Source organism: Actinoplanes oryzae (assembly GCF_030757795.1).
In the GTDB taxonomy this organism is placed as follows: Bacteria; Actinomycetota; Actinomycetes; order Mycobacteriales; family Micromonosporaceae; genus Actinoplanes.
In genome coordinates this window covers 52,101-72,237 of the sequence record NZ_JAUQWH010000023.1, presented here as the reverse complement: position 1 = coordinate 72,237, position 20,137 = coordinate 52,101, and the positions used below count along the sequence as shown (strand labels likewise).

Sequence of the window (20,137 nt, the reverse complement as noted above, 5' to 3'; positions counted from 1 at the left end):
CAGCCGCCGCCGTCGCCGCCCACTGCCGCAGCCCGTCAGCCGCCGCCGTTGCTGGCCGCGGCGGCTGACTGCGAGGCCTGCCAGAGGGCGATCTGCACGCCGACTACGAAGATCTGCACCGGCAGCGGCACGCCGGGCAGGTCGGCCTCGACGGATCCGGACCAGGCGCTCGTGCGGCGCAGCGAGCCCGCCGCCAGGCCGCCGACCAGCAGCTCCTGGCGGTTGCCCCACAGGGACGCGCGGCGGAACTCGTACGTGCGGCCGCCGGAGACCACGGTCCAGTGCTTGCGCCCGGCGCGCTCCACCCGGGCGACCTCCTCGTCCGCCTCGTCGCGCATCGTGAACTTGCTGCCCCACGCGTTGGCGCGCACCTGGTAGCGCCGGCCGTCGACCTCGAAGGCCCCGCCCGTACGCCACCACGACGGGTCCCACGTCGCCACGGGCTGCCCGTCGGCGGTCAGCTGGTAGCGGCGCGCCCACATGCTCGTCTTCTCGGCTGTCAGCATGCCTCCGAGGGTAGGACACCGGGGGTACTCAGGCCCGCCTGAGTACCCGCGCGGGTGTGCCTGACCTGCGATTTTCCTAGCGTGGAGCGCGTGATCGGAAGCTTCGTACGGCAATGGACGCTGCGGCTGGGCAGTCATGCGGTGAGCGGGATCTACGCCCTGCACCGGGTGCACCCGGCGGTGTGGCGGTTCACGGCGCGGCACTACCGGCCGGGCCTCGGGCGCTTCGCGCGGTTCAACGCGTGGATGACGTGTCAGTTCGCGGCGCTGGACGTGCCGGCCTACCGGGACTTCCTGGAACGCCGCGGGTGGCGGTTCCAGTGGTTCCGGCTGAGCAGCTACCCGCCCACGGACAAGGAGTCGTACGTCAAGGCGTACCCGGAGCACGAGCGGTGCCGCCACGGCGAGCTGAGCATCGCCGGCAGCGTGGTGGACGAGTCGTCCGGGTCGTCCGGGCAGCCGTACAACTGGGTACGCAGCCGGCGTGAGCTGCGGTCGGTGCACAAGAACCTGGCCGCCTACGCCACGATGGTCTTCCCGGGCCGGCGGCGGTTCGTCATCAACGCCTACTCGATGGGCGCCTGGGCCACCGGCACGAACACCGGCATCGCGATGGCCCGGATCGCCATGGTCAAGAACACCGGGCCCGACCTGGCGAAGATCATCGACACGCTGCGCCATTTCGGCCCCGATTTCGAGTACGTCGTCGCCGCGTACCCGCCGTTCCTCAAGCGGCTGCGCGACGCGCTGGACGCCGCCGGCTTCCCCTGGGACCGGTACCGGATCTCGGGGCTCGTCGGGGGCGAGGCCATGACCGAGGCGCTGCGGGACTATCTCGAGGAGCGGTTCGCCAAGGTGCGGTCGGGCTACGGCGCCAGCGACCTGACGATCGGCATGGCGGGTGAGACCGATTTCAGCGTGTGGGTGCGCCGCCGGATGCGCACGGACGACGCCCTGCGCACCGCGCTGCTGGGACGAGCTGACGATCGGTTGCCGATGGTGTTCCAGTACAACCCGCTGGAGACGTATCTGGAGACCACGACCGACGGCGAGGTGCTGTGCACGATCAACTCGATGGCCGTCGTGAACCCGCGGGTGCGTTACAACATCGGCGACGAGGGACGGCTGGCGACGCTTCCCGAGGTGCTCGCCGCGATCACCGATCCCGGGACTCGCGCCGAGGCGGAGGCCGCACTCGCCGCGGACGGGATGCGGCTGCCGTTGCTGTTCCTGTTCGGGCGCAAGGACAGCACGGTCTCGTACATGGGGGCGAACATCTACCCGCAGGACGTCGAGTACGGGCTCTACGCCGGGAACCCGTACGCCCATCTGCTCGACGGTTTCTGCCTCGAACTGCGTGAGTCGGCCGATCTGGAGAGCCGCCCGATCGTGCATCTCCAGCTGGTCCCGGGCGCGGAGGCCGACGCCGGCGAGCTCGCCGGGCTCTGCCGCGACGGGGTCCTGCGCCACCTGGCCACGGCGAGCCGGGACTTCGCGCAGTCGCTCGAGGAGGACGCCGCCGACCTGCGGGTCGAGGTGCACGAGCACGGCACGGGCCCCTTCGCCGGGGCCTCGTCGAAGATCAAGAACACCTATCTCGTACGGGGGACAAGCGCATGAGGACGACCGACTTCTCCGCCGCTCCGCCGCAGGGGCAGGCCGGCGCCATGTTCATCGGGGCCACCCGCTACACCGGGCCGCGCGCCATGCTCCGCACGATCCGCACGTGGGGCCCGATGATCCGGCAGATGAAGCGCATGTCCGGCTACCGCTGGCACACCGTCTACTACCGGTTCCCGTTCACGCTGGGCACGATCGCGTTCTTCCGCGACCGGGACGCGATGCTGACCTTCGCCCGCAGCAAGCACCACCGCGACCTGATGTGCTGGCTCACCGACGACGACGCGCGCAACGCGACGGCCGGCTTCATCCGGCTCTTCAGCGCCGAGCCGCACGGCTACAGCAACGGCTCGTGGCGCGCCGAGGACGGCAGCATGTCCCACATCCCGGCATGGACACCACTGTCCACGGAGGACACGGGACCGGCGGTGCACCGGTCGTGAAAGCGGTTCCCGTTCGTTCCCGCGCCGATTTCCGGGACTTCCTCGACCTGCCGCTGCGGCTGCACCCCCGGGACCGGTACGTGCCTCTCCCCGCCCAGGTCGTCGCCCGGCACCGGCGCGCCGCCGAGCTCTTCCTCGTCCGCGACGCCCGCGGCCGGGCCGTCGGGCGCATCAGCACCCATCGGGACGCCGCCTTCGACGCCAAGGCCGGGGCGCGTCAGCTGTTCGGGCACGCCGAGTTCAGCGACGACGACGAGGTGTTCGCCGCCCTGCTCCGGCCGGTCCTCGCCGCCGCCGGCGGGCGGCCACTCTTCGGACCGGTCGCCCTGGTGCCGAATCAGACCGGCGGCGTCATCACCTCGGGCTTCGACGCGCGCGGCTTCGTCGACTCGGCCTGGAATCCGGCGTACTACCCGGCCGTCTACGAACGGCACGGCTTCACCCGCCGCTTCGAGGGCGACACGTGGATCGTCGCGGTGCCGGGCTCGGCGGGCTCGTACCACTTCGACGACGCACGCTTGGCCGCCGAGGGGCTGGTGATCCGGCACGGCAGCCGTCGCGGGTTCCGGGCGCAGCTGCCCGTTCTGCGCGAGATGCTCAACGCGAGCTTCGCGCAGCGGGGCTACTACACCGGTATCTCGGCGGGGCAGCTGGCGGAGCAGACGGACGGGCTGGCGTACCTGCTGGACGAGGGCCTGCTGCTCTGGCTGGAGAAGGCCGGGCGCCCGGTGGCGTTCGTGATAGCGGTTCCCGACGTCTCCGAGTTCCTCATGCGCACGGGCGGCCGGCTGGGGCCGGTGTCGCAGCTGCGGTTGCTCGCCACCCGGTCCCGCTACCGGCGCGAGGCGGTGCTCGTCGTCAAGGGCACGGTGCCGGAAGAGCAGGGGCGCGGCTACGCCACGCTGCTCGCCCGCAGCGTGCACCGGCATCTTGAGACAAGCGGGTACCGGTTCCTGCGCAGCACCTTCGTGGAACGCGAGAACACCGCTTCCGCCGCCTCGTACCGGCGCGCCGGAGGGCGGCCCCTGCACGGCTACACCTTCTACGAGAGAGGCGCGGCATGAGCTGGGTCGACCGGCTGCGCGCAAGGGAAACCGATTTCCGGCGGGCGCCCAGCGCGCACAACACCCAGCCGTGGACGCTCGACTACCGCGCCGACGAGATCGTCATCGGCACGGATCCGGCGCGGGCGCTGCCGGGCTCCGATCCGCACGGGCGGGATCTGGCCCTGGGGCTGGGCGCGTTCACCGAGGCGTGCCTGATCGTCGCCGCCGACGCGGGGCTGTCCGTCGGGTGCGACCTGCGCGACCGCCGGCGCATCCGGCTCGTTCCCGCGGCGAACCGCTACGTCACGCCGTTCACGGCCGCCGACGTCGCCGCGCGGCGGGTGGCCCGGGGGGCGTACACCTCGGGGAAGGTGGTGGTCGAGAGCGTGCCCGGACTGGATGCCGGACTGGTGCACGTGCCCAGCCGGGCCCTGGCCCGGGATCTGGCCGCGGCCGACCGGTGGCTGTTCGGGACGGCGGCGCCGGCTCGGGAGCTGCGCGAGTGGCTGCGGCTGAACCCCGCGGACCCGCGCTATCACCAGGACGGGCTGACCGACCGGGCGCTCGGGCTCAACCGGTTCGAGGCGCGGGTGCTGGGCGGGGCGCTCCGGGCGTACCCGATGATGTCGCGGCTCGGGGGACCCGCCCTGCTGGCGGCGTCCGGGCGGGGCCTGCTGCGCTACGACGGCAGCGTGTGGGTGCTGACCGCGCGCGAGGCCGACCCTCGTCAGGCCGGGCGCCGGCTGCTGCGCACCTGGCTCACGCTGGCGCGGCACGGGCTGGCCGCGCACCCGCTGAGCCAGCTGATCGACTGCCCGGCCACCGCCGCCCGGCTCGCCGGCCGGGTGGGAGCCGTGCCGCTGGCCGTCTTCAGGGTCGGCCGCCCGGTGCGGGAGCCGGTCCGGTCGGCCCGCCTGGCACCATCAGCGCCAGGCTCGCCTCGATGAAGAGCCGGCGGGCGCGGACCTGGCGGGTGAGAGGGGGTGGCTGAGCCGCCGGCCGAGCCGCTTCAGTCGAGGCAGAACTCGTTGCCCTCCACGTCCCGCAGGACCAGGCAGGACTCGTTCTCCTCGTCGGCGGGCAGGAGGCGCACGCGGGACGCGCCGAGGGCCTCCAGCCGGGCGCCCTCGGCCTCCAGCACGGCCAGGCGCTCGTCGCCCTTGAGGCCGGCGCCGACCCGCACGTCGAGGTGCACCCTGTTCTTGACGGTCTTGCCCTCGGGAACACGCTGGAAGAACAGGCGCGGGCCCACTCCCGTGGGGTCGGTGCAGGCGGCCCAGGTCGCGTCGGCGCCGGGGGCGAGGGTGTAGCCGAGCACCTCGCACCAGAAGCGGGCGACGCGCTCCGGCTCCGCGCAGTCGAAAGTGACCTGGATCTGCCTCACCGACGCCATGCGCCCACCATAGTGCGTTCCTCGCGCGACCGGCGACGGGTGCGGCCGCAGAGACAATTGACGGCGAACTTCCGGTGGCGCGCGGTGGGCAAAACCGTGAAGCCACGGCGGCCGGGTGGACATTCGCTTCGGCGCTTCCATAGCCTCCGCTGGTCGTCGTCACGCGGGGGAGATCTGCTGTGTCCATTGTGTATCAACTTGCCCGGCCCACCTTGATTGTCGGCTTGGCCGCCGGCTTGTCCGCGGCCTTCAGCGGCGCGGCGTCGGCCGATCCCTCCGCGTCGGCTTCGGCTTCGGCTTCGGCTTCGGCTTCGGCTTCGGCTTCGGCTTCGGCTTCGGCGCCAGCTTCCGCCTCGGTATCGGCTTCCGCGCCGGCTTCGGAGGCTGCGGCGCTCGCCGGAAGTTACGGCTTCGGCTGGGACACGATGCAGGCCGGGCAGCCGGCCATCCTGCAGGAGTACAGCGTGTCCCCGGCGAACGCCACCGTCACCCGGCGCATCGACTGGGGCGACGGTTCCCCGATCGAGGAGACGACGAAGGGCGGGCACTTCCAGCACACGTACGCCAAGGCGGGCACCTACCGCGCCACCGTGCAGCTGGTGAGCGGCACGGAGACCGCCGCCGGCACCTTCCCGAACGGCAACACCATCACGATCATCGACTCGGTGCCGCCCGAGGTGCTCTCCGGCAAGTACAGCCTCGCGCCCACCAGCGTCGGCGTGCACGAGCCGGTGACCCTGACCGAGGACGAGATCCACGGCGATCAGGGCGCGCCCGTCTACCTGTTCCGCACCGTGGACTGGGGCGACGGGACGACCGAGGAGTTCGGCCTGTACGCCGATCCGAAGCCGCACAAGTACGCCGAGCCGGGCACCTATCGGGTGAGCGTGGAGCTGCGCAATCTGCAGTGGGTCGTGGCCGGGACGTTCCCGGCGGGCAACACCGTCACGGTGAGCGGCTCCTTGACCGAGACACCCGGGCAGACGCCGGGCACCGGTGAGCCCGGCACGGGTGAGCCGGGCGCCGGCGAGCCGGGCGACGAGGGCGGCTCCGGTGGCGGCGACGAGAGCCTGCCGATCACCGGTCCGGGCACCGCCGTCGTCGCGGGCGCCGGCTTGGGCCTGCTCCTCGCCGGCGTCGGCACGCTCGTGGTCCTGCGCCGCCGCCGGACCACCTTCGTAGGCTGATCGACCCTAAGAACTCCCCGTCGCTTAGGGCCACCGCGGCTTCTTCACCATCGGGGGCCGCGCGCCAGGCGGACGGGGCCGGTCGCGGCGCCGAGGTCGACGTCGGCACCGTGCTGACGGACGACGATGGTGCCCTCGCGCGCCAACTCGGAGGCGACCTCCCGGGCCGCCTCCATCAGATCGCGCCAGGAGTCGCCGCCGACGACCCGGGCCGCATCGCTCGGGCAGATCGTGGACTCGGGGCGGCGGTGCCGCAACAACGCGCGCATCGTCGCCGCGAGCCGCGCCCGCCGGTCGGCGGCCCTCTCCCCCAGCGCCACCTCGGCGTCGTGGACGCGGGCCCGAGCGGCCTCCGGATCGTCGCCGGCGAGCCCCCGGGCGGCCGCCAGCTCGCTCTCCAGCTCCCGGCGCAGGGGCCCCGGCACCGCCGGCGCCGGATCGTCGTCACGCGTGGTCATCAAGCAGTCATCCTCTCCCGCCCGCGGCCCTATCCTGCAATTTCTGCCCGGAATGCGATCACGAAATGAAGTTGTTACGTTCGTTTCAAGCCCCGGGAAAGAGGGAGAGTACCTTGATCAGGGTCTTGATAATCTCGCAGTTACGGTTGCTTCGGGAGAGCCTGCAGGCGGTGCTCGGCGGCATCGGCGAAATGGAGCCGCGGCACACCGACCGCACCGGCGAGGAGCTGCTCCGGGTCGTCCGGGAGACGCAGCCGCGGGTGGCGCTGGTGGACATCGACGAGCCCGGGGGCGCCGGTGCGCCCGGAGCGGGGCTCCGCACCGCCGAGCTGCTCACGCGCGAGGCCGCCGGCACCGAGGTGGTCACCCTGACCGCGCACCGCACGCCCGGCCGGCTGCGCGCGGCCATGCTGGCGGGCGGACGCGGCTTCGCCACCCGTGACCAGGCACCGGAGGAGCTGGCCGAGCTCATCCGGCGGGTCGCGGCCGGGGACCGGGTCATCGACCCGGACACCGCCGTGGCCGCGCTGCACACCGTGGACAATCCGCTGACCGAGCGCGAGCAGGACGTGCTGCGGCTGACCTTGACGGGGCTCTCGACCCGGCTGATCGCCCGGCAGCTGCACCTGAGCTCCGGCACCGTCCGGAACTATCTGTCCGGGGCGGTCCGCAAGCTCGGCTGCTCGAACAGGCTGCAGGCCGCCGCCCGGTCGCTGGATTCCGGCTGGTTGTGACGCGGACGTCGCACTGACCGACATTGGACAGCGCGGGTGCCACTGATCATGCATTTTACATGTTTAAATGTCTGGGGTTTGCGCGGAGAATAATGTTCGTCGGGAGGGCGGGGCGTGGTACGCATACTCCTGGCAATGCGTGGGGGGCTGCTCCGGGGCGCTTTGCGGTACGTGTTGTCGGCCGAGCCCGACATCGATGTCGTCGCCGAGTGCGACGCGGTCAGCAACGCCATCGACCGGGTGCGCGGCGGGGAGCCGGACGTGACGGTCCTCGAGCTGGACCTGCTGAACGACGGCGACGCCGGGCTCGACGCCCGCCGGGCCGCCCAGGAGGCGCACGCCGAGCTGCCCGACACCAAGGTCCTCGTGCTGGTCGACCCGCGGCGGCCCCGCTTCGGCTCGCAGATCGCCGCCACCCCGCCGACCATCGGCTTCCTCGCCCAGTCCGCGCCGCCGGACCGGGTCGTCGACGCCATCCGCCGCCTGGTCCGCGGCGAGCGGGTCGTCGACGCCGACCTCCTCGCGGCCGCCATGACCAGCACGGTGCCGCTGACGACGGGCGAGCTACGCGTCCTCAAGGTCGCCGCGCAGGGCCTCTCCGTCAAGGACATCGCGGCGAACCTGTCCCTCTCCCCCGGCACCGTGCGCAACCATCTGACGCGCATCCTCGCCAAGACCGGGGCGCAGAACAGGATCGAGGCCATCCACATCGCCCGGACGTCCGGCTGGATCTGACGACCGCCGCCGGCCCGCATCCGCCAGCCGCCGATAGGCCGCCGATCGGGACAGCAGCTCGGCGTGGGTCCCGAGCTCCGGCCGGGCCCCGTCGAACAGCAGGATCCGCGTGGCCCGCCGGGCCGAGCTCATCCGGTGCGCGATCACCACGAGGGCACGGGGGCGGGCGGCGAAGGCCCGCTCGGCGCGTTCCTCGGCGGCCGGATCGAGGTGGCAGGTGGCCTCGTCGAGCACCGTGAGCCCGGCCGGGGCGAGCCACGCACGCGCGAGCGCGAGGAGCTGCCGTTCGCCGGCCGACAGCGCCGCGGGATCGACCGGGGCGTGCAGGCCGCCGAGCCGCTCCAGCAGCGGGCCGAGGCCGAACACGCCGACGGCTTCGAGCAGGGCGGAGTCGGGCGCGGGGCGGAGGTAGGCGAGGTTCTCGGCGACGGTGCCGCTGAAGACGTACGCCTCCTGAGGCAGCAGCACGCACGGCCCGCAGCGGGTCACCGTGCCCTCGTCCGGGGTCAGCAGGCCGGCCATCAGCGCCGCCAGCGTGGACTTGCCGATGCCGCTGGCGCCGGCGATGACCAGGCGCTCACCGGGGTGCACGTCGAGGCTGAAACGGTCCAGGACCGGGGCGGCCGCGGGGCCGTAGCGGAAGGTGACCTCGCGCAGCCGCAGCCCCGGGGTCGCGAGGTCTCGCTGTCCCGGCGGCGCCGGGGCGGGCACGGTGGAGGCGGTCAAGAGGTGGGTGAGCGTGACCGAGTAGCGCAGTCCGCCGGCCGCGAGCCCCTCGACCAGTAGGTGCAGCGCCGGGTGCAGGCCCTGACGGACGTAGACCAGGGCGCCCAGCACGGCGCCGGGGCCGATGTCTCCGCGGCGGACCAGCCACGGCGCGACGACGAGGACGGCGAGCAGCGGGGCCCAGCCACCCACGGCGAGGGCGAGCCCGCGCAGTGCTCCGCCGCGGGCCACCGCGAGGTCGGCGCGGGCCTGCTCGGTGATCGGGTCGCCGACCAGGGTGTTCGCCAGCTGCTGGGCGCCGGCGGCGGTCACGTCGCGGTGGCTGCTCAGGACCGACTCGGCCGCGGTGGAGAGATGTTCGCCGGCGGCCACGGCGGCGCGCTGCCGGGCGGCCAGGATCGGGAGGAGTCCGAAGAAGAGCACCAGGCCCAGCAGCAGCGGCACGCCGACCGCGGCGCCGAGGAGGGGGGCCAGGCCGAGCAGGCCCACCACGGCGGCGACGAGGCCGATGACGACGCCGCGCAGCACGGTCAGGACGCCGGCCAGCGCGTCGCGGACCAGTTCCGTCTGGTGGGTCAGGCGGGCGAGGGCTCCGTCGTCGGGGCGTCCCGCCGAGGCGCTGCGCCGGACCGCGCCGGTGACGACGCGGATCACCAGGCGGTCGCGGAAGGGCTCGACGACGCCGCCGAGGCGCCGGCACGCGCCCCGGGAGCCGGCCGCGCCGAGCGTCACCGCCAGCGCGAAGACGGCGAGCCAGGCCAGCCCGGCCGCCGGCCGGTCCGCGAGGAAGCCGCCGTCGACGGCGCGGGCCGTGGCATAGCCGGACAGCAGCGCGGGGACCGCCTCGGCGAGCGACCAGCCGCCCATCCAGGCCAGCGGCCGCCGCAGCCGCCACAGCTCGGCGCGAGTGTAGGACCCGGCGGCCGTCATGCCGGCGCCTCCCCGGCGGGCGGCTCCGCACCCGGCTTCGTTTCGGCGTGCAGGGAGCCGAAGACGGCGCGGTAGGCCGGGATCGCCCCGAGGGTGGCGTGCGGCGCCAGGCGGACCAGGCGGCCGTGGGACAGCCAGGCGACCAGGTCGGCGCGGGCGGCCACGGCGGGGCGGTGGGTGACGATCAGCCTGGTGCGGCGGGCATCGGTCGCCGTCAGGGCGTCCATGACGCGGGTTTCGGTGACGGTGTCCAGGCTGGACGATGCGTCGTCCAGGACCAGCAGGCGCTCGGCGGTCAGGGCGCGGGCGAGGCCGAGGCGCTGGTTCTCGCCGCCCGAGCGGGGCAGCTCCCGGAGCGGCGTGCGCAGGCCCGCCGGGAGCCGGGCGAGGTAGTCGTCGATGGCCGCCGTCCGGGACAGGGCCCGGACGACCGGTTCCGGCCGGCCCAGGCCGACGGCCTCGCCCACGGTGCGGCCGAAGAGGGACGGGCGCTCGAAGCCGTAGCCGATCGCGCGGCGCAGGGACTCGCGGGTGAGCTCGGGCAGCGGTGTGCCGTCGAGCAGCACGGCGCCCTCGTCGGGGTCGAGGAGTCGTCCGGCCACGGCGGCCAGCGTCGACTTGCCGGCGCCCGACGAGCCCACCACGGCGACCGTACGGCCGGCGGGCACCGTGAGGTCGATCCGGTCCAGCACCGTGCGATCGGCGACGCGCACGGAAACACCCTGGAACCGCAACTCACCCTGCCCGGCAGCCAGGATGCGGTCGCCGTGGGCGGTGGTGGGGACGGTCAGGAGCTCGGCGGCGCGGGCGACGGCGGTGCGTACCCGGATCAGGCGGTTGAGGGTGGCGAGGACGGCGCCCAGGCCGGCGCCGAGGGCGGCGTACTGCGTGGCCGCGAGCAGGTCGCCGGGCGAGAGGCGGCCGGCGCCGAGCAGGAGCCCACCGGTGGCCAGGACGACGATCTGGGTGAGCGGCCCGAGCAGGGAGGTGCGGCCGGACGCCGTGGCGAGCGCGTTCCAGGTGCCCTGGCCGTGCCGGCTCAGGCCGGGCAGGGGACGCAGGATCCGGTCGATCTCGCGGCCGGCGGTGCCCGCGGCGGCGATGGTCCGGCTGCCGGCGAGGGCCTCGGCCAGGGCGGCGGCCAGCCGGCCCTGGACGACCTGGTACTCGCGGGCGGCCGCCGAGGCGTCGGTCACGAAGCGGCGCAGCAGCAGCGACAGGACGAGGAGTCCGGCGGTGAAGGCGAGGCCGAGCCGCACGTCGATCAGCAGGAGGGCGACCAGGCTGCCGATCGGCGGGAGGACCGAGGTGACGCCCAGGACGACGGCGCCGGCGGCCGTGCCCGCGGCGGTGGCCTGGCCGGTGAGGCGGGCCACGAGGTCGCCGACCGGGTGGGCGCGCACAGCCGGGACCGGCAGCGCGATCAGGTGGGCGGTCAGGGTGCGCCGGAGCCAGGCGGTGGCGCGGGCGTTCCCGGCGCCGGTGACCAGGGGGGACAGCACTTCCGCGGCGGCGGCCGTGGCGATCAGCAGGGCGGTGAGCAGCAGCCACCGGGCGGGCGATCCGGCGCCGAGCAGGGTGTCGACCGTGCGGCCGAGCGCCGCGGGCAGGGCCAGCTGCGCGGCGGCGCCGGTCACGCACACCACGGCCAGCACGACCGCGGAGCCGCCGGCCGCCCGCACGCACCGCAGGAGCAACGGCGGGAGGGGACGGCGTGGGAGGGGCGGCTGCCCCGCCCCGGGGAGTCCGGGGCGGGGCAGGCACGCGGGCCGGTCAGTCACACGTGGTGACGCTCAGCGAGCTGTCGCCGCACAGGAGCAGGCTGGCCTGGCTGCCGCCGCCGTTCTCGTCGGTCGGGAGCTGCATGCCCTGCAGGTCGAGGAGGTTCATGGTGTGTCTCCGTTCTCGTGGGTGGGAACCGATGGTGTTTCTTCCGCGCGCCGGAAGTCGGTGGGGCCCAGGAAGGGCAGGGCCAGGGCGGGATCGTCGGCCATGGCGCGGGCGAGCAGCACGCCGGCCGATCCGGTGGCGAGGTCCATGGAGAGCCGCAGGAGCTGGTTGCCCGGCACGGCGAGGTTCCGGCCGTACGGCAGCAGGTGCCAGGAGAGCAGCCCGGACTGCCGGCGCAGCTCCTCGGGGGCGTCGAGCCCGGCGGCGACGCGGGCGGCCAGGTAGGCGACGATCCCGGCGCGGCCGGCGAACAGGCCCGGCTGGACGTAGAAGGGGGAACAGGCGGCCCGGCGGATCGCGGCGGAGGCGGCCGTGAACTGCTCGTCGGGGCGGTGGCTCAGGTACCGGTCCAGGACCAGGCCGATGCCGGTGCTGCCGTCGGCCAGGTACGGCATGGTGCGCCAGCCCTCGTCCACGCTCATCGCGCCGTTCTCGCGGATCACGCAGGCGCACAGGTCGCGGCGCAGGGCGCGGGCGGCGAGGTCGAGCAGCGTGGCGTCGCCGGTCTGCTCGAAGCGGTGCAGGAAGAGCAGGGCGGGGCCGGCGGCGCCGCGGTGCAGCCCGGCGTACGGGTTGGCGCCTCCGCTGGTCGAGGCCGGGGGCGGCGCGGCGCGCAGCCGGGACGCGACCAGGTCGGTGATCTCCTCGGCGGCGCCGGCATAGCGGGGATCGCCGGTCGCCGCCGCGAACCAGGCCAGGTTGAGGCCGAGGCCGGCGAGGCCGCCCGACAGGTCGGTGCCGAGCTCGTGCCAGGGTTCGGCGAGGCAGCGGTCGAGCAGGGCGGTCGCCTCGTCCTTGCGGCCGAGCCGGTGCAGCACGTACGCGACGCCGTGCAGCCCGTCGTGGAAGCCGAGCCGCGAGCCGGACTCCGGGGCGTGCGCCCGGTCGGCGAGCCACTGCTCGTGGGCGGGGTCGACGGGCATCCCGGTCTCGGCGAGGGCCCAGAGCACGCCCGCCGCCCCGTGCGCGAAGTTGACGCCGCCGCTGCGGAACTGCTCGATGTCGCCGGGGAACAGGCGATCCGTGCGTACCAGGGTGGCGCTTGCCGTTATCCCGGCGGCGAGCCGGCGGCGCGTGTCGGTGATCTCGAACGGCGGCGCCGGGCGCGACCCCAGGATCACGCGCACGGACTCGTCGAGGTCGGCGCGGGGCACCGGGAAGTGCTCGGCGATGATGTCCGCCAGATGCGTGACCTTGGCCGGGGCGAGCCGGAGCATCGACGTCAGCGGCAGGAAGAGGGCGAGCCGCAGGCAGGCGAGCGCGTAGTCGTCGACCGCGTAGCCGGTGCGGTCGCGGGGCGCGGCGAAGGCCTGGTTGCGCAGCGCGGGCGGCCCGGGCTCGCCGGCGGGGCGCGCCACCTCGAAGTCGAGCAGCGTGACCCGGTCCTCGTCGTCCACGAGCACGTTGAACAGGTGCAGGTCGCCGTAGACGACCCCGGCCCGGTGGATGGCGCGGACGGTCCGCTCAACCTGGGCGTAGACGCCGAGCGCCCACCGCGTGTAGTCGGTGCGCCCGTCGGCGACCATCGGGTGCCGCTGGACGAGCAGCTTGTTGAGGGGCTCGCCGGTGACGTACCCGAGGGCGAGGAACTCGTGGTCGCCGAGCGTGAAGCTGTCGTGCGCCCGGACGATCCCGGGCACGTCGGCGAGCCGCAGCAGCATGTCGCGCTCGCGGCGCAGCCGGGCGACCGCGTCGGTCCCGGTGGCGTCGAGCCCGGCGTCGGGGCGGGCCTCCTTGAGCACGACCACCTGGTCGGTGCGCAGGTCACGCGCCACATAGAGGCCGCCGCCGTTGGAGAAGTGCAGGGCCCGCTCGATCCGGTACGGCACCTCGGTGGTGCTGACGGCGTTGCGCGCGGCCAGGTGCGGCTCGAGGAAGGCCGGCAGGGTCACCCACCCGGGCACGTGGAAGACGGGGTCGCGCCGGTCGGGCACGAGCGTCCCGGAGGCGTCGGCGATCGCGGGCACGACCTGGCCGTCGCTGAGACAGTAGCGCTTGCTGAACGACCCGTAGCGGACGTAGACCGGCCCGTCGCCGTAGCGCAGGTCCGACAGTATGTACGGCCCGGGCTCGCCGGCCAGCAGCTCCGCCAGCTCGGCGCAGATCGTCTCCAGCCCGGCGTCGTCCCGCGGGTAGATCGTGACGAACTTGCCGCTGGCGCCCCGGGCGGCGTACTTGCTGTTGCGCATGAGCAGCAGCTTCGGCCCGCGCAGGTGCTTGAAGGCCAGACCGCGCGGAACGCAGTACGCCCGGACCGCGGCGAGCACCCGCTCGGCATTACCGAGCGTGGCGGAGATGTGCACCTTCCACCCCTGGGCGCGGGACTCGGCCGCGCCGGGCGCCCAGATCGCCCAGTCGTCGGAGACCTGCCGGCGCCAGCCCGCCGGCAGCTCGCCACCAGCGTATTCCTGCGTCACGGCGGCGCCGAGGGAGTCGTAGAACAGCGGGTCGACCGCACAGTACGAGTCGTAGCGCTTGTCCATCACCGCTCCCTTCCGCGTCGCTCTCCGTATGCCACCCAGAGTGCCCGCCGGCGGGGTGCCCGGTGAAGTGCTCCCCGTCAGGCGTCCATGGCACATCGGGGCCGCGAAGACATGACAAAGAGCAGGTTTGAGCGCCCGGAAAAGGGAGACGCGCGCTCAGCGCGGTTCGACGGACAGGTCGCTGACCAGGACGTGGCCGCTGTCCTCGTCGCGGAAGGACATGCCGAGCTCGACCCGGCCCCGGGTGACGCCCGGCTCGTTGACCACGGAGGCGTACACCTTGGTGCCGTCGATGCGGACGGTCGCCACGTCGTCGACGACCTCGACGGTGATCCGATGGTGCCGGGGGAACGGCAGCGGGTCGAAGGACGTGCTGCTGACCGACTCCCCCGCGCCCGACGGCTTGAACAGGTACAACGTCAGGCTCTCCGGGCACAGCTCGATCGAGTAGCCGCTCTCGCCGCTGCGCCGGAACTGGATCAGCACGCAGGCGGCCGGGCTCAGCTCGGCGAGGTCCACCCGGATGATGTGGTCACCGCCGAAGCTCTTCGCCGGGCCGGGGCACGTGAAGCCGTCGACGGTGTACTCGCTCTCGATCCGCAGACCGGAATCGGTCATGGCGCAGCGGTAGGTCGAGGTCTTCTTCGCCGGCCAGGACGCCGGATCCGCGAAGAGGGCGTAGGAGACGCTGTCCGAGGGCGGGAGCGAGGGCGACGGCGAGGGAAAGGACGCCGCCGGGAGGGCCGCGGCGCCGGTGTCCCGGGCGGCCAGATGCATGCCGGCGGGCACTGCGGCGGCCGTGGCGAGCACAGCGGCGGCAACGGCGGCCAGGCGCTTGCGAGGAAGCCGGCGGGCGGGCTCCGGGCGGCGCGGCGAGGCGGCGCCCGGGCCGGCCGAGAGCAGGGCGTCGAGCAGCTCCTGGGCGGTCGGGCGGGCTGCCGGGTCCTTCTCCAGCGCGGCCGCCACCAGGTCGCCCAGGAGCCCGGAGAGCCCGCTCAGGTCCGGCTGCCCGGTCAGGATGCGGACCGCGGTCGCCGTCGGGGTGTCGGCTCCGAAGGGGGTACGGCCGGTGGCCGCGTACGCGACGAGCACTCCCCACGCGAACACGTCCACGGCGGGCGTGACCGGCTTCCCGTCCAGCCGCTCGGGCGCCATGTAGGACAGCGTGCCCACCATCTGATCGGTGCGGGTGTGCTCGCTGGTGACCTCGAGCGCCCGCGCGATGCCGAAGTCGATCACCTTCGGGGCGCCGAGGGCGAACAGGACGTTGCGCGGCTTGAGATCGCGGTGGATCACCCCGGCGCCGTGGATGGCGACCAGCGCGGTGGCCACCCCGACGGCCACGCTGTGCAGGGCGCCCCCGGTCAGCACCCCCTGCTCGGCGACCACCTGGGCGAGGTCGGGCCCGTCCACGTACTCGACGACCAGGTACGGCGTCTCGTGGCCGGGATCGGCGTCGAGGACCGCGGCGGTGCAGAACGGGGGCACCTGCCGGGCCCGGTTGACCTCGCTGCGGAACCGGCCGCGGAACTCGGCCTGGGCGGCGTACTCCGGCTTGATGATCTTGATTGCGACGGTCCGGCCGGCCCGGTCGCGGGCCAGGTAGACGGCGCCCATGCCGCCCTCGCCGATGACGCCGAGCAGCTCATGTCCGCCGAGACGGCGCGGATCGTGCGGTCGCAGGGGCCTGATGGGCACGCCGTGTCTCCGCTCCTGGGATGACGCCCGTGATCGATCGCCGGGCAATCTACCAGGGCGGCCCAGCGGTGCCAGGCTTGGTTTCCCGCACGGGAGCGCGGGCACGTGCCCCTCATGAGCAGTGAACGGCACCTCATGATGTGCGTGGACAGCGGCGACGCGGAGTCGCTCTTCGAGTGCACGGTGGACGAGTGCGGGCGCCGGCTGGTCCTGGACCATGTCGGCACCCGCATCGTCGTCATCGATCCCGGGTCGTCCTCGGCGCTGCACCACGGCTCGACCGGGCTGGTCGATCTGAGCGCGACGACCCTCTGACGGCCGGGCCCGGCAGTCGCCGCGTCATGAAGCGGATCAGGCGCGACGGCGGCCAGGTGGGCCAGGACGATTCCTCCCGGGTCTGCAGGTGGGTGACCCGGGTGTGGAGGAGCCGCCCGGTCCGCGGGTCGTGCAGCACCTCCACGGTGAACGAGCTGCGCGACGCCAGCACGTCGCGCCCGCGCGGATCAGTTGACGAGAAACTCCCCGATGTCGCTGAAACCGACGATGCCGGTGGAGGCACCGGCCGCCGTCAGGAAGACGAACATCGCCGAGAGCTTGTACAGCTTGGGACCGGCCGGCATCGCGGGGGCCTTGACATTGATGCTGTACGGGTAGGTGACGGTCATCGCGCCGCCCGCCGCGCCGCCCGTGATGGTCAGCGTGGCCTTGGCGACGGCCTGGTCGAACGGTCCGCCGCGCTCGTCGGCGATGATGCTGACGTCGCCGGTGCCGGTGAGCCAGTTCGGCAGGACCACCCGGCCGACGACGTCGAAGCCGGTGGCGATGTCGAGCACTTCGACCGGGGCGTTGGTGGGATCGACGACGTTGTCGACGAACAGCGTGCCCTGGCCGGGGCGGAACTGGATGCCGCCCGATGCGGGAAAGGCCATGGTGTCCTCCTTCGTCACGACGGTGTGACCGGCCCGATTGTCGTCGGCGGCGCTTAGCCGGCCGCTGTGTGCGCGCTTAAGTCGCGACATCTTCCCGACCGAGGCCTGCCGATCGCGCGGCCCGCGGGTGCAGACTCCGCGGTGTACGCCGATCGGAGGCGGCCCGTGCTGGCTGGTCTGTACGCCGTCCCGCTGCCCGACGCCACGGCCCGGGGCGGCCTGCCCTTCGCTGTCCGGGGCGGGCCGGGCCCGCGCCGCACGTCGGTGCTGCCCGGCGAGCTCAGCCTGCGCCGGCTCAGCGCCGATCTCGGGGCCACGCGCTGGCTGCGCCTGGTGCCGTACGGGCTCGACGGGCCGGCCCTCGACACCCTGGCCGGCGCCGGCGGTGACCGGCCGGGCCCGGTCGTGGTCGAGACCCGCGACCCGGACCAGGCGCAGCGGGTCCTGCACCGGCTGGGCGAGGCCGGCCCAGTGCTGCTGGTGCAGTACCGGGAGCCGCCGCGGCATCGCAACAGCCGGTGGGGCCTGCCCGCGGGCCCGGTCGTCTCGTGGCAGTCCCGCCTGCGGCAGCTCGCCGGCGCCCGGGTGGCCCTGCACGACTCCGTCCTGGCGGCGGCGCGGCGGCTGCCGGCCGCCGAGTTCGCCGCCATGGTCGAACGCTCCCGGACGATCGACGAGCTCACCGCGCAGGTGGCCGGCGCCTTCCTGGCGGGCGCGGGGCCGGCGGCCCGGTCCGCGAGCGGCCTGGCCGTGGCGCTGCGCCACCTGCATCCCCGGTACGCGTCGCTGGCCCCGGCCTACGAGCTCGGCGGCGACCTGCCGTGGTGGACGCCGCTGAGCGACGACTGGTGCCGGCTCGACCCCGGATGGCAGCCGGGCGTCCTGGCCGCCTGCCGCTCCTGCCCCCGGCCGCCGGTGGCGCTGCTCGGCCGGTTCGCCGCCGAGCTGATCGAGGACGGCGCCACCGACGCCGCCGTCGAGCTGTGCCTCGACACCGGGTTCGCGGGGCTGGCCGGGGACGTGCTCGCCGCGATGGGACCCGATCTGGTGGCGGCGGGCCGGACGCTCGCCGTGCAGCGCTGGCTGGGCCGGCTGCCGTGGACCGAGCGGCGGCGGCACCGGACGCTGCTGACCCGCAGCCGCAGCGTGCCGCACCGGACCGGCGCCGGGGCGAGCACCCGGCCGGTCCGCGCCGACCCGGTGCCCGGCGACCCCGGCCCGGTGCCGGACCACGATCTCGACGCGCGGCTGCTGGGCACCCTGTCGATCCGGCTCGCCGGGCGCGACGTCGACCGGTGGCACGGCCGCAAGGGTGCGCTGCTCCTGGCGTACCTGCTGCTGCATCGCCACGAACGGCCCGCCGCCCGCGACGCCCTCGCCGCCGTCTTCTGGCCGGACGCGCCGCCCGCGGCCGCCCGCAACCGCCTGCACGTCACCGTGCACACGCTGCGGGCCGACCTGCAGGCGGCTTCGACCGTGCCGGTCGTCGACTTCGACCACGGCTACCGGATCCACCCGGGCCTGGGCGTCGTGCTCGACACCGAGCAGTTCCAGTTCGCCGCGGCCCGGGCGGCCGCGGCCGAGGCGCTCGGCGACACCGAGGCGGCCCTGCGCACGGCCCGGGCGGCGGTCACGCTGTACCGCGGCGACCTGCTGGCCGAGCACCCCTTCGAGGAGTGGCTGACCCTGCCCCGGGAGCACTTCCGCGTCCGGGCGCTGGAGCTCCTCGGCCGGACGACGCAGCTGGCCTTCGACACCGGCCGGTACGCGGAGGCGCTGGCGGCCGGCGGGCGGCTGCTGGCCCTCGACTTCTGCCGCGAGGACGTGCACCGCCTGCTCATGCGGGCGCAGGCCCGGCTCGGCCGCCCCCAGGACGCGATCCGCCAGTTCGAGCGGTGCGTGGGCCAGCTGCGCCGGGAGCTCGGCATGGCGCCGGCGGCCGAGACGATCGACCTCTACCAGCGCATCCGTTCCCGGACCCCGGTCTAGTCGCCCTGCTTCTCCAGCTCCTTCTCCACCTTTTCGTTGGGCCGGCCCGCGGCCGCCGCCACGCGGTCGATCAGACCCTGGTGTACGTGCAGCCCGGCGCCCACCTCGAGCATCTGCTCGCGGCTCAGCGGCACGTCGAACTGCACGGTCGCGTACACCTGGGGGTCGACCGCGATGATCAGCTGCTTGGTGTCGCCGGCGTCGTGCAGGATCGCCTCCTTGCCGCCCACCGTCAGCGTGTCGCCGGACAGCTCGCCGCGGAACTCCCGGGACTCCAGGAAGACACCGATCTTGCCGGTGAAGTCCGCCGGGTCGTAGATCGGCGACTTGGACGGGTCGACGTGCGGGCCGGGGTTCTTGGCCCAGTTCGGGGCGATCATGAGGCCGGTCCAGTCGGCCTTCTGGATGAAGTAGCCCTCGGGCACGGTGTCGACGGTGAAGTCCGCCGGCTGCTTGCCCGCGTAGTCGACCAGGCGCAGGTTCCCGGCCGCCGGGGAGGCGATCGCCGACACGGGTGGCGTACCGGAGTCGTCGCTGGTCATGACCCCGGTGAAGGAGAACGTCGCGACGAGCGCGGCGACGCCGAAGGCCGAGCCCGCGACCGTCTGCACGGCCCGGCGCCTGCGCACCGCGCTGCGGCCCCGCGCGAGGTCGGCCGTGATCGCGTCCTCGGAGGCCGGCTCGATCGTGCCGCCGAGGCGCTCCATGCGGGTGAAGAGGTCGTTCATCGTCCTGCTCCTTGCTGCTGGAATTGGGGAACGTCGAGGGTGGCGCGCAGTTTGTCGAGCGCCCGGGCGGTCTGGCTCTTGACCGTGCCGGTCGAGCAGCCGAGGGCCTCGGCCGTCTGCGCGACGTCGAGCTCGTGCACGAAGCGGAAGACCACGGCCGCCCGCATCCGGGGCGGCAGTGCGCGCAGCGCCCGGGACAGCTCGGGGTCGCCGTCGTCCGGCGCCGTGCCCGCGGCCCGCTCCGGGATGTCGGCGACCGGCCGGCCGAAGCGCCCGGCGCGCTTGCGCTCGTCCATCAGCGCGTTGACGAGCGTGCGGCGGACGTACCCGTCGGGGTTGTCCGCCCGCCGGAAGGCCGACCACGAGATGTAGAGCTTCGTCAGCGCCGTCTGCACCAGGTCCTCGGCGAGATGCGCGTCACCGGCCGTGAGCAGCCGCGCGGTGTAGAGCATCTGCCCCCGCCGCTCGGCCACGAAGTCGTGGAACTGTGCGTCGCGCCCGGACCCGGCCGAGCTTCTTTGTCGTCTCACGATCCCCTGACCTCCGCGGCCCGCCGCCGGGTTGCACGATGGCACAATCCTG

General features: G+C 74.0%; 19 protein-coding genes and 1 pseudogene. 9 read left to right on the top strand and 11 right to left on the bottom strand.

Going from position 1 to position 20,137, the window contains the following annotated elements; translation table 11 throughout:
• Positions 1–35: 35 nt before the first annotated feature.
• Positions 36–506: an LURP-one-related/scramblase family protein gene (locus tag RBH18_RS10990; protein ID WP_306206462.1), complete on the bottom strand. Its 471-nt coding sequence runs from the start codon at positions 504–506 to the stop codon at positions 36–38.
• A gap of 90 nt (positions 507–596) precedes the next feature.
• Here RBH18_RS10990 and RBH18_RS10985 point away from each other — a divergent pair, with 90 nt between their 5' ends.
• The 4 genes from RBH18_RS10985 to RBH18_RS10970 are packed head-to-tail and all read left to right on the top strand — an operon-like array spanning position 597 to position 4,562.
• Positions 597–2,126, top strand: coding sequence for a phenylacetate--CoA ligase family protein (locus RBH18_RS10985; RefSeq protein ID WP_306206460.1), 1,530 nt, complete (start codon positions 597–599; stop codon positions 2,124–2,126).
• Complete coding sequence (locus RBH18_RS10980) at positions 2,123–2,569, top strand: DUF4188 domain-containing protein (RefSeq protein WP_306206458.1); 447 nt, start codon at positions 2,123–2,125, stop codon at positions 2,567–2,569. The genes RBH18_RS10985 and RBH18_RS10980 overlap by 4 nt, the downstream gene beginning before the upstream one ends.
• The gene (locus RBH18_RS10975; RefSeq protein WP_306206456.1) at positions 2,566–3,633 is read left to right on the top strand and encodes a GNAT family N-acetyltransferase; all 1,068 of its coding nucleotides are present in this window, start codon (positions 2,566–2,568) and stop codon (positions 3,631–3,633) included. The genes RBH18_RS10980 and RBH18_RS10975 overlap by 4 nt, the downstream gene beginning before the upstream one ends.
• A complete protein-coding gene (locus RBH18_RS10970; RefSeq protein WP_306206454.1) occupies positions 3,630–4,562 on the top strand; it encodes a hypothetical protein in 933 nt (310 codons plus the stop codon). Before RBH18_RS10975 ends, RBH18_RS10970 begins: the two co-directional genes overlap by 4 nt.
• A 62-nt stretch (positions 4,563–4,624) precedes the next feature.
• Here the strand turns inward: RBH18_RS10970 and RBH18_RS10965 are convergent, their stop codons facing one another.
• A complete protein-coding gene (locus RBH18_RS10965; protein WP_306206451.1) occupies positions 4,625–5,008 on the bottom strand; it encodes a VOC family protein in 384 nt (127 codons plus the stop codon).
• A gap of 425 nt (positions 5,009–5,433) precedes the next feature.
• On the opposite strand from RBH18_RS10965, the gene RBH18_RS10960 reads away from it, so the two are divergent.
• Positions 5,434–6,195, top strand: coding sequence for a PKD domain-containing protein (locus RBH18_RS10960; RefSeq protein ID WP_306206449.1), 762 nt, complete (start codon positions 5,434–5,436; stop codon positions 6,193–6,195).
• Positions 6,196–6,239: 44 nt separating this feature from the next.
• On the opposite strand, the gene RBH18_RS10955 is transcribed toward RBH18_RS10960, so the two are convergent.
• Complete coding sequence (locus RBH18_RS10955) at positions 6,240–6,653, bottom strand: DUF3253 domain-containing protein (RefSeq protein WP_306206447.1); 414 nt, start codon at positions 6,651–6,653, stop codon at positions 6,240–6,242.
• Between the two features lie 146 nt (positions 6,654–6,799).
• Here RBH18_RS10955 and RBH18_RS10950 point away from each other — a divergent pair, with 146 nt between their 5' ends.
• Positions 6,800–7,387, top strand: a complete 588-nt coding sequence (locus RBH18_RS10950) for a response regulator transcription factor (protein WP_306206445.1) — start codon at positions 6,800–6,802, stop codon at positions 7,385–7,387.
• Between the two features lie 135 nt (positions 7,388–7,522).
• A pseudogene (locus tag RBH18_RS10945) lies at positions 7,523–8,041 on the top strand (LuxR C-terminal-related transcriptional regulator); the annotation flags it as partial.
• On the opposite strand, the gene RBH18_RS10940 reads toward RBH18_RS10945, so the two are convergent.
• The 5 genes from RBH18_RS10940 to RBH18_RS10920 all read right to left on the bottom strand — a co-directional run bounded on the left by RBH18_RS10940 (position 7,952) and on the right by RBH18_RS10920 (position 15,909).
• Positions 7,952–9,778 carry an ATP-binding cassette domain-containing protein gene (locus RBH18_RS10940; RefSeq protein WP_306206443.1) on the bottom strand — a complete coding sequence of 609 codons (1,827 nt, stop codon included), beginning with the start codon at positions 9,776–9,778 and terminating at the stop codon, positions 7,952–7,954. The pseudogene RBH18_RS10945 and the gene RBH18_RS10940 overlap by 90 nt on opposite strands.
• Positions 9,775–11,475, bottom strand: coding sequence for an ATP-binding cassette domain-containing protein (locus tag RBH18_RS10935; protein ID WP_306206441.1), 1,701 nt, complete (start codon positions 11,473–11,475; stop codon positions 9,775–9,777). The genes RBH18_RS10940 and RBH18_RS10935 overlap by 4 nt, the downstream gene beginning before the upstream one ends.
• A gap of 76 nt (positions 11,476–11,551) precedes the next feature.
• Entirely contained in the window at positions 11,552–11,668 is a 117-nt protein-coding gene (locus RBH18_RS10930; protein WP_306206439.1) for a SapB/AmfS family lanthipeptide, read from the bottom strand.
• A complete protein-coding gene (gene lanKC, locus RBH18_RS10925; protein ID WP_306206437.1) occupies positions 11,665–14,211 on the bottom strand; it encodes a class III lanthionine synthetase LanKC in 2,547 nt (848 codons plus the stop codon). Before lanKC ends, RBH18_RS10930 begins: the two co-directional genes overlap by 4 nt.
• Positions 14,212–14,367: 156 nt before the next feature.
• Positions 14,368–15,909, bottom strand: a complete 1,542-nt coding sequence (locus tag RBH18_RS10920; RefSeq protein ID WP_306206435.1) for a serine/threonine protein kinase — start codon at positions 15,907–15,909, stop codon at positions 14,368–14,370.
• 114 nt (positions 15,910–16,023) lie between these two features.
• Here RBH18_RS10920 and RBH18_RS10915 point away from each other — a divergent pair, with 114 nt between their 5' ends.
• Positions 16,024–16,224 (top strand): hypothetical protein, encoded by a 201-nt coding sequence (locus RBH18_RS10915; RefSeq protein ID WP_306206433.1) that lies wholly within the window; start codon positions 16,024–16,026, stop codon positions 16,222–16,224.
• A gap of 188 nt (positions 16,225–16,412) precedes the next feature.
• Here the strand turns inward: RBH18_RS10915 and RBH18_RS10910 are convergent, their stop codons facing one another.
• Entirely contained in the window at positions 16,413–16,838 is a 426-nt protein-coding gene (locus tag RBH18_RS10910) for a hypothetical protein (protein WP_306206431.1), read from the bottom strand.
• A 165-nt stretch (positions 16,839–17,003) separates the two neighbouring features.
• Here RBH18_RS10910 and RBH18_RS10905 point away from each other — a divergent pair, with 165 nt between their 5' ends.
• Positions 17,004–18,827 (top strand): bacterial transcriptional activator domain-containing protein, encoded by a 1,824-nt coding sequence (locus tag RBH18_RS10905; protein ID WP_306206430.1) that lies wholly within the window; start codon positions 17,004–17,006, stop codon positions 18,825–18,827.
• Here RBH18_RS10905 and RBH18_RS10900 read toward each other — a convergent pair.
• On the bottom strand, positions 18,824–19,555 hold the full coding sequence (locus RBH18_RS10900; RefSeq protein ID WP_306206428.1) for a hypothetical protein: 732 nt from the start codon (positions 19,553–19,555) through the stop codon (positions 18,824–18,826). The two genes, RBH18_RS10905 and RBH18_RS10900, sit on opposite strands and share 4 nt — an antisense overlap.
• A complete protein-coding gene (locus RBH18_RS10895) occupies positions 19,552–20,085 on the bottom strand; it encodes a SigE family RNA polymerase sigma factor (protein WP_306206426.1) in 534 nt (177 codons plus the stop codon). Before RBH18_RS10895 ends, RBH18_RS10900 begins: the two co-directional genes overlap by 4 nt.
• Positions 20,086–20,137: the final 52 nt, after the last annotated feature.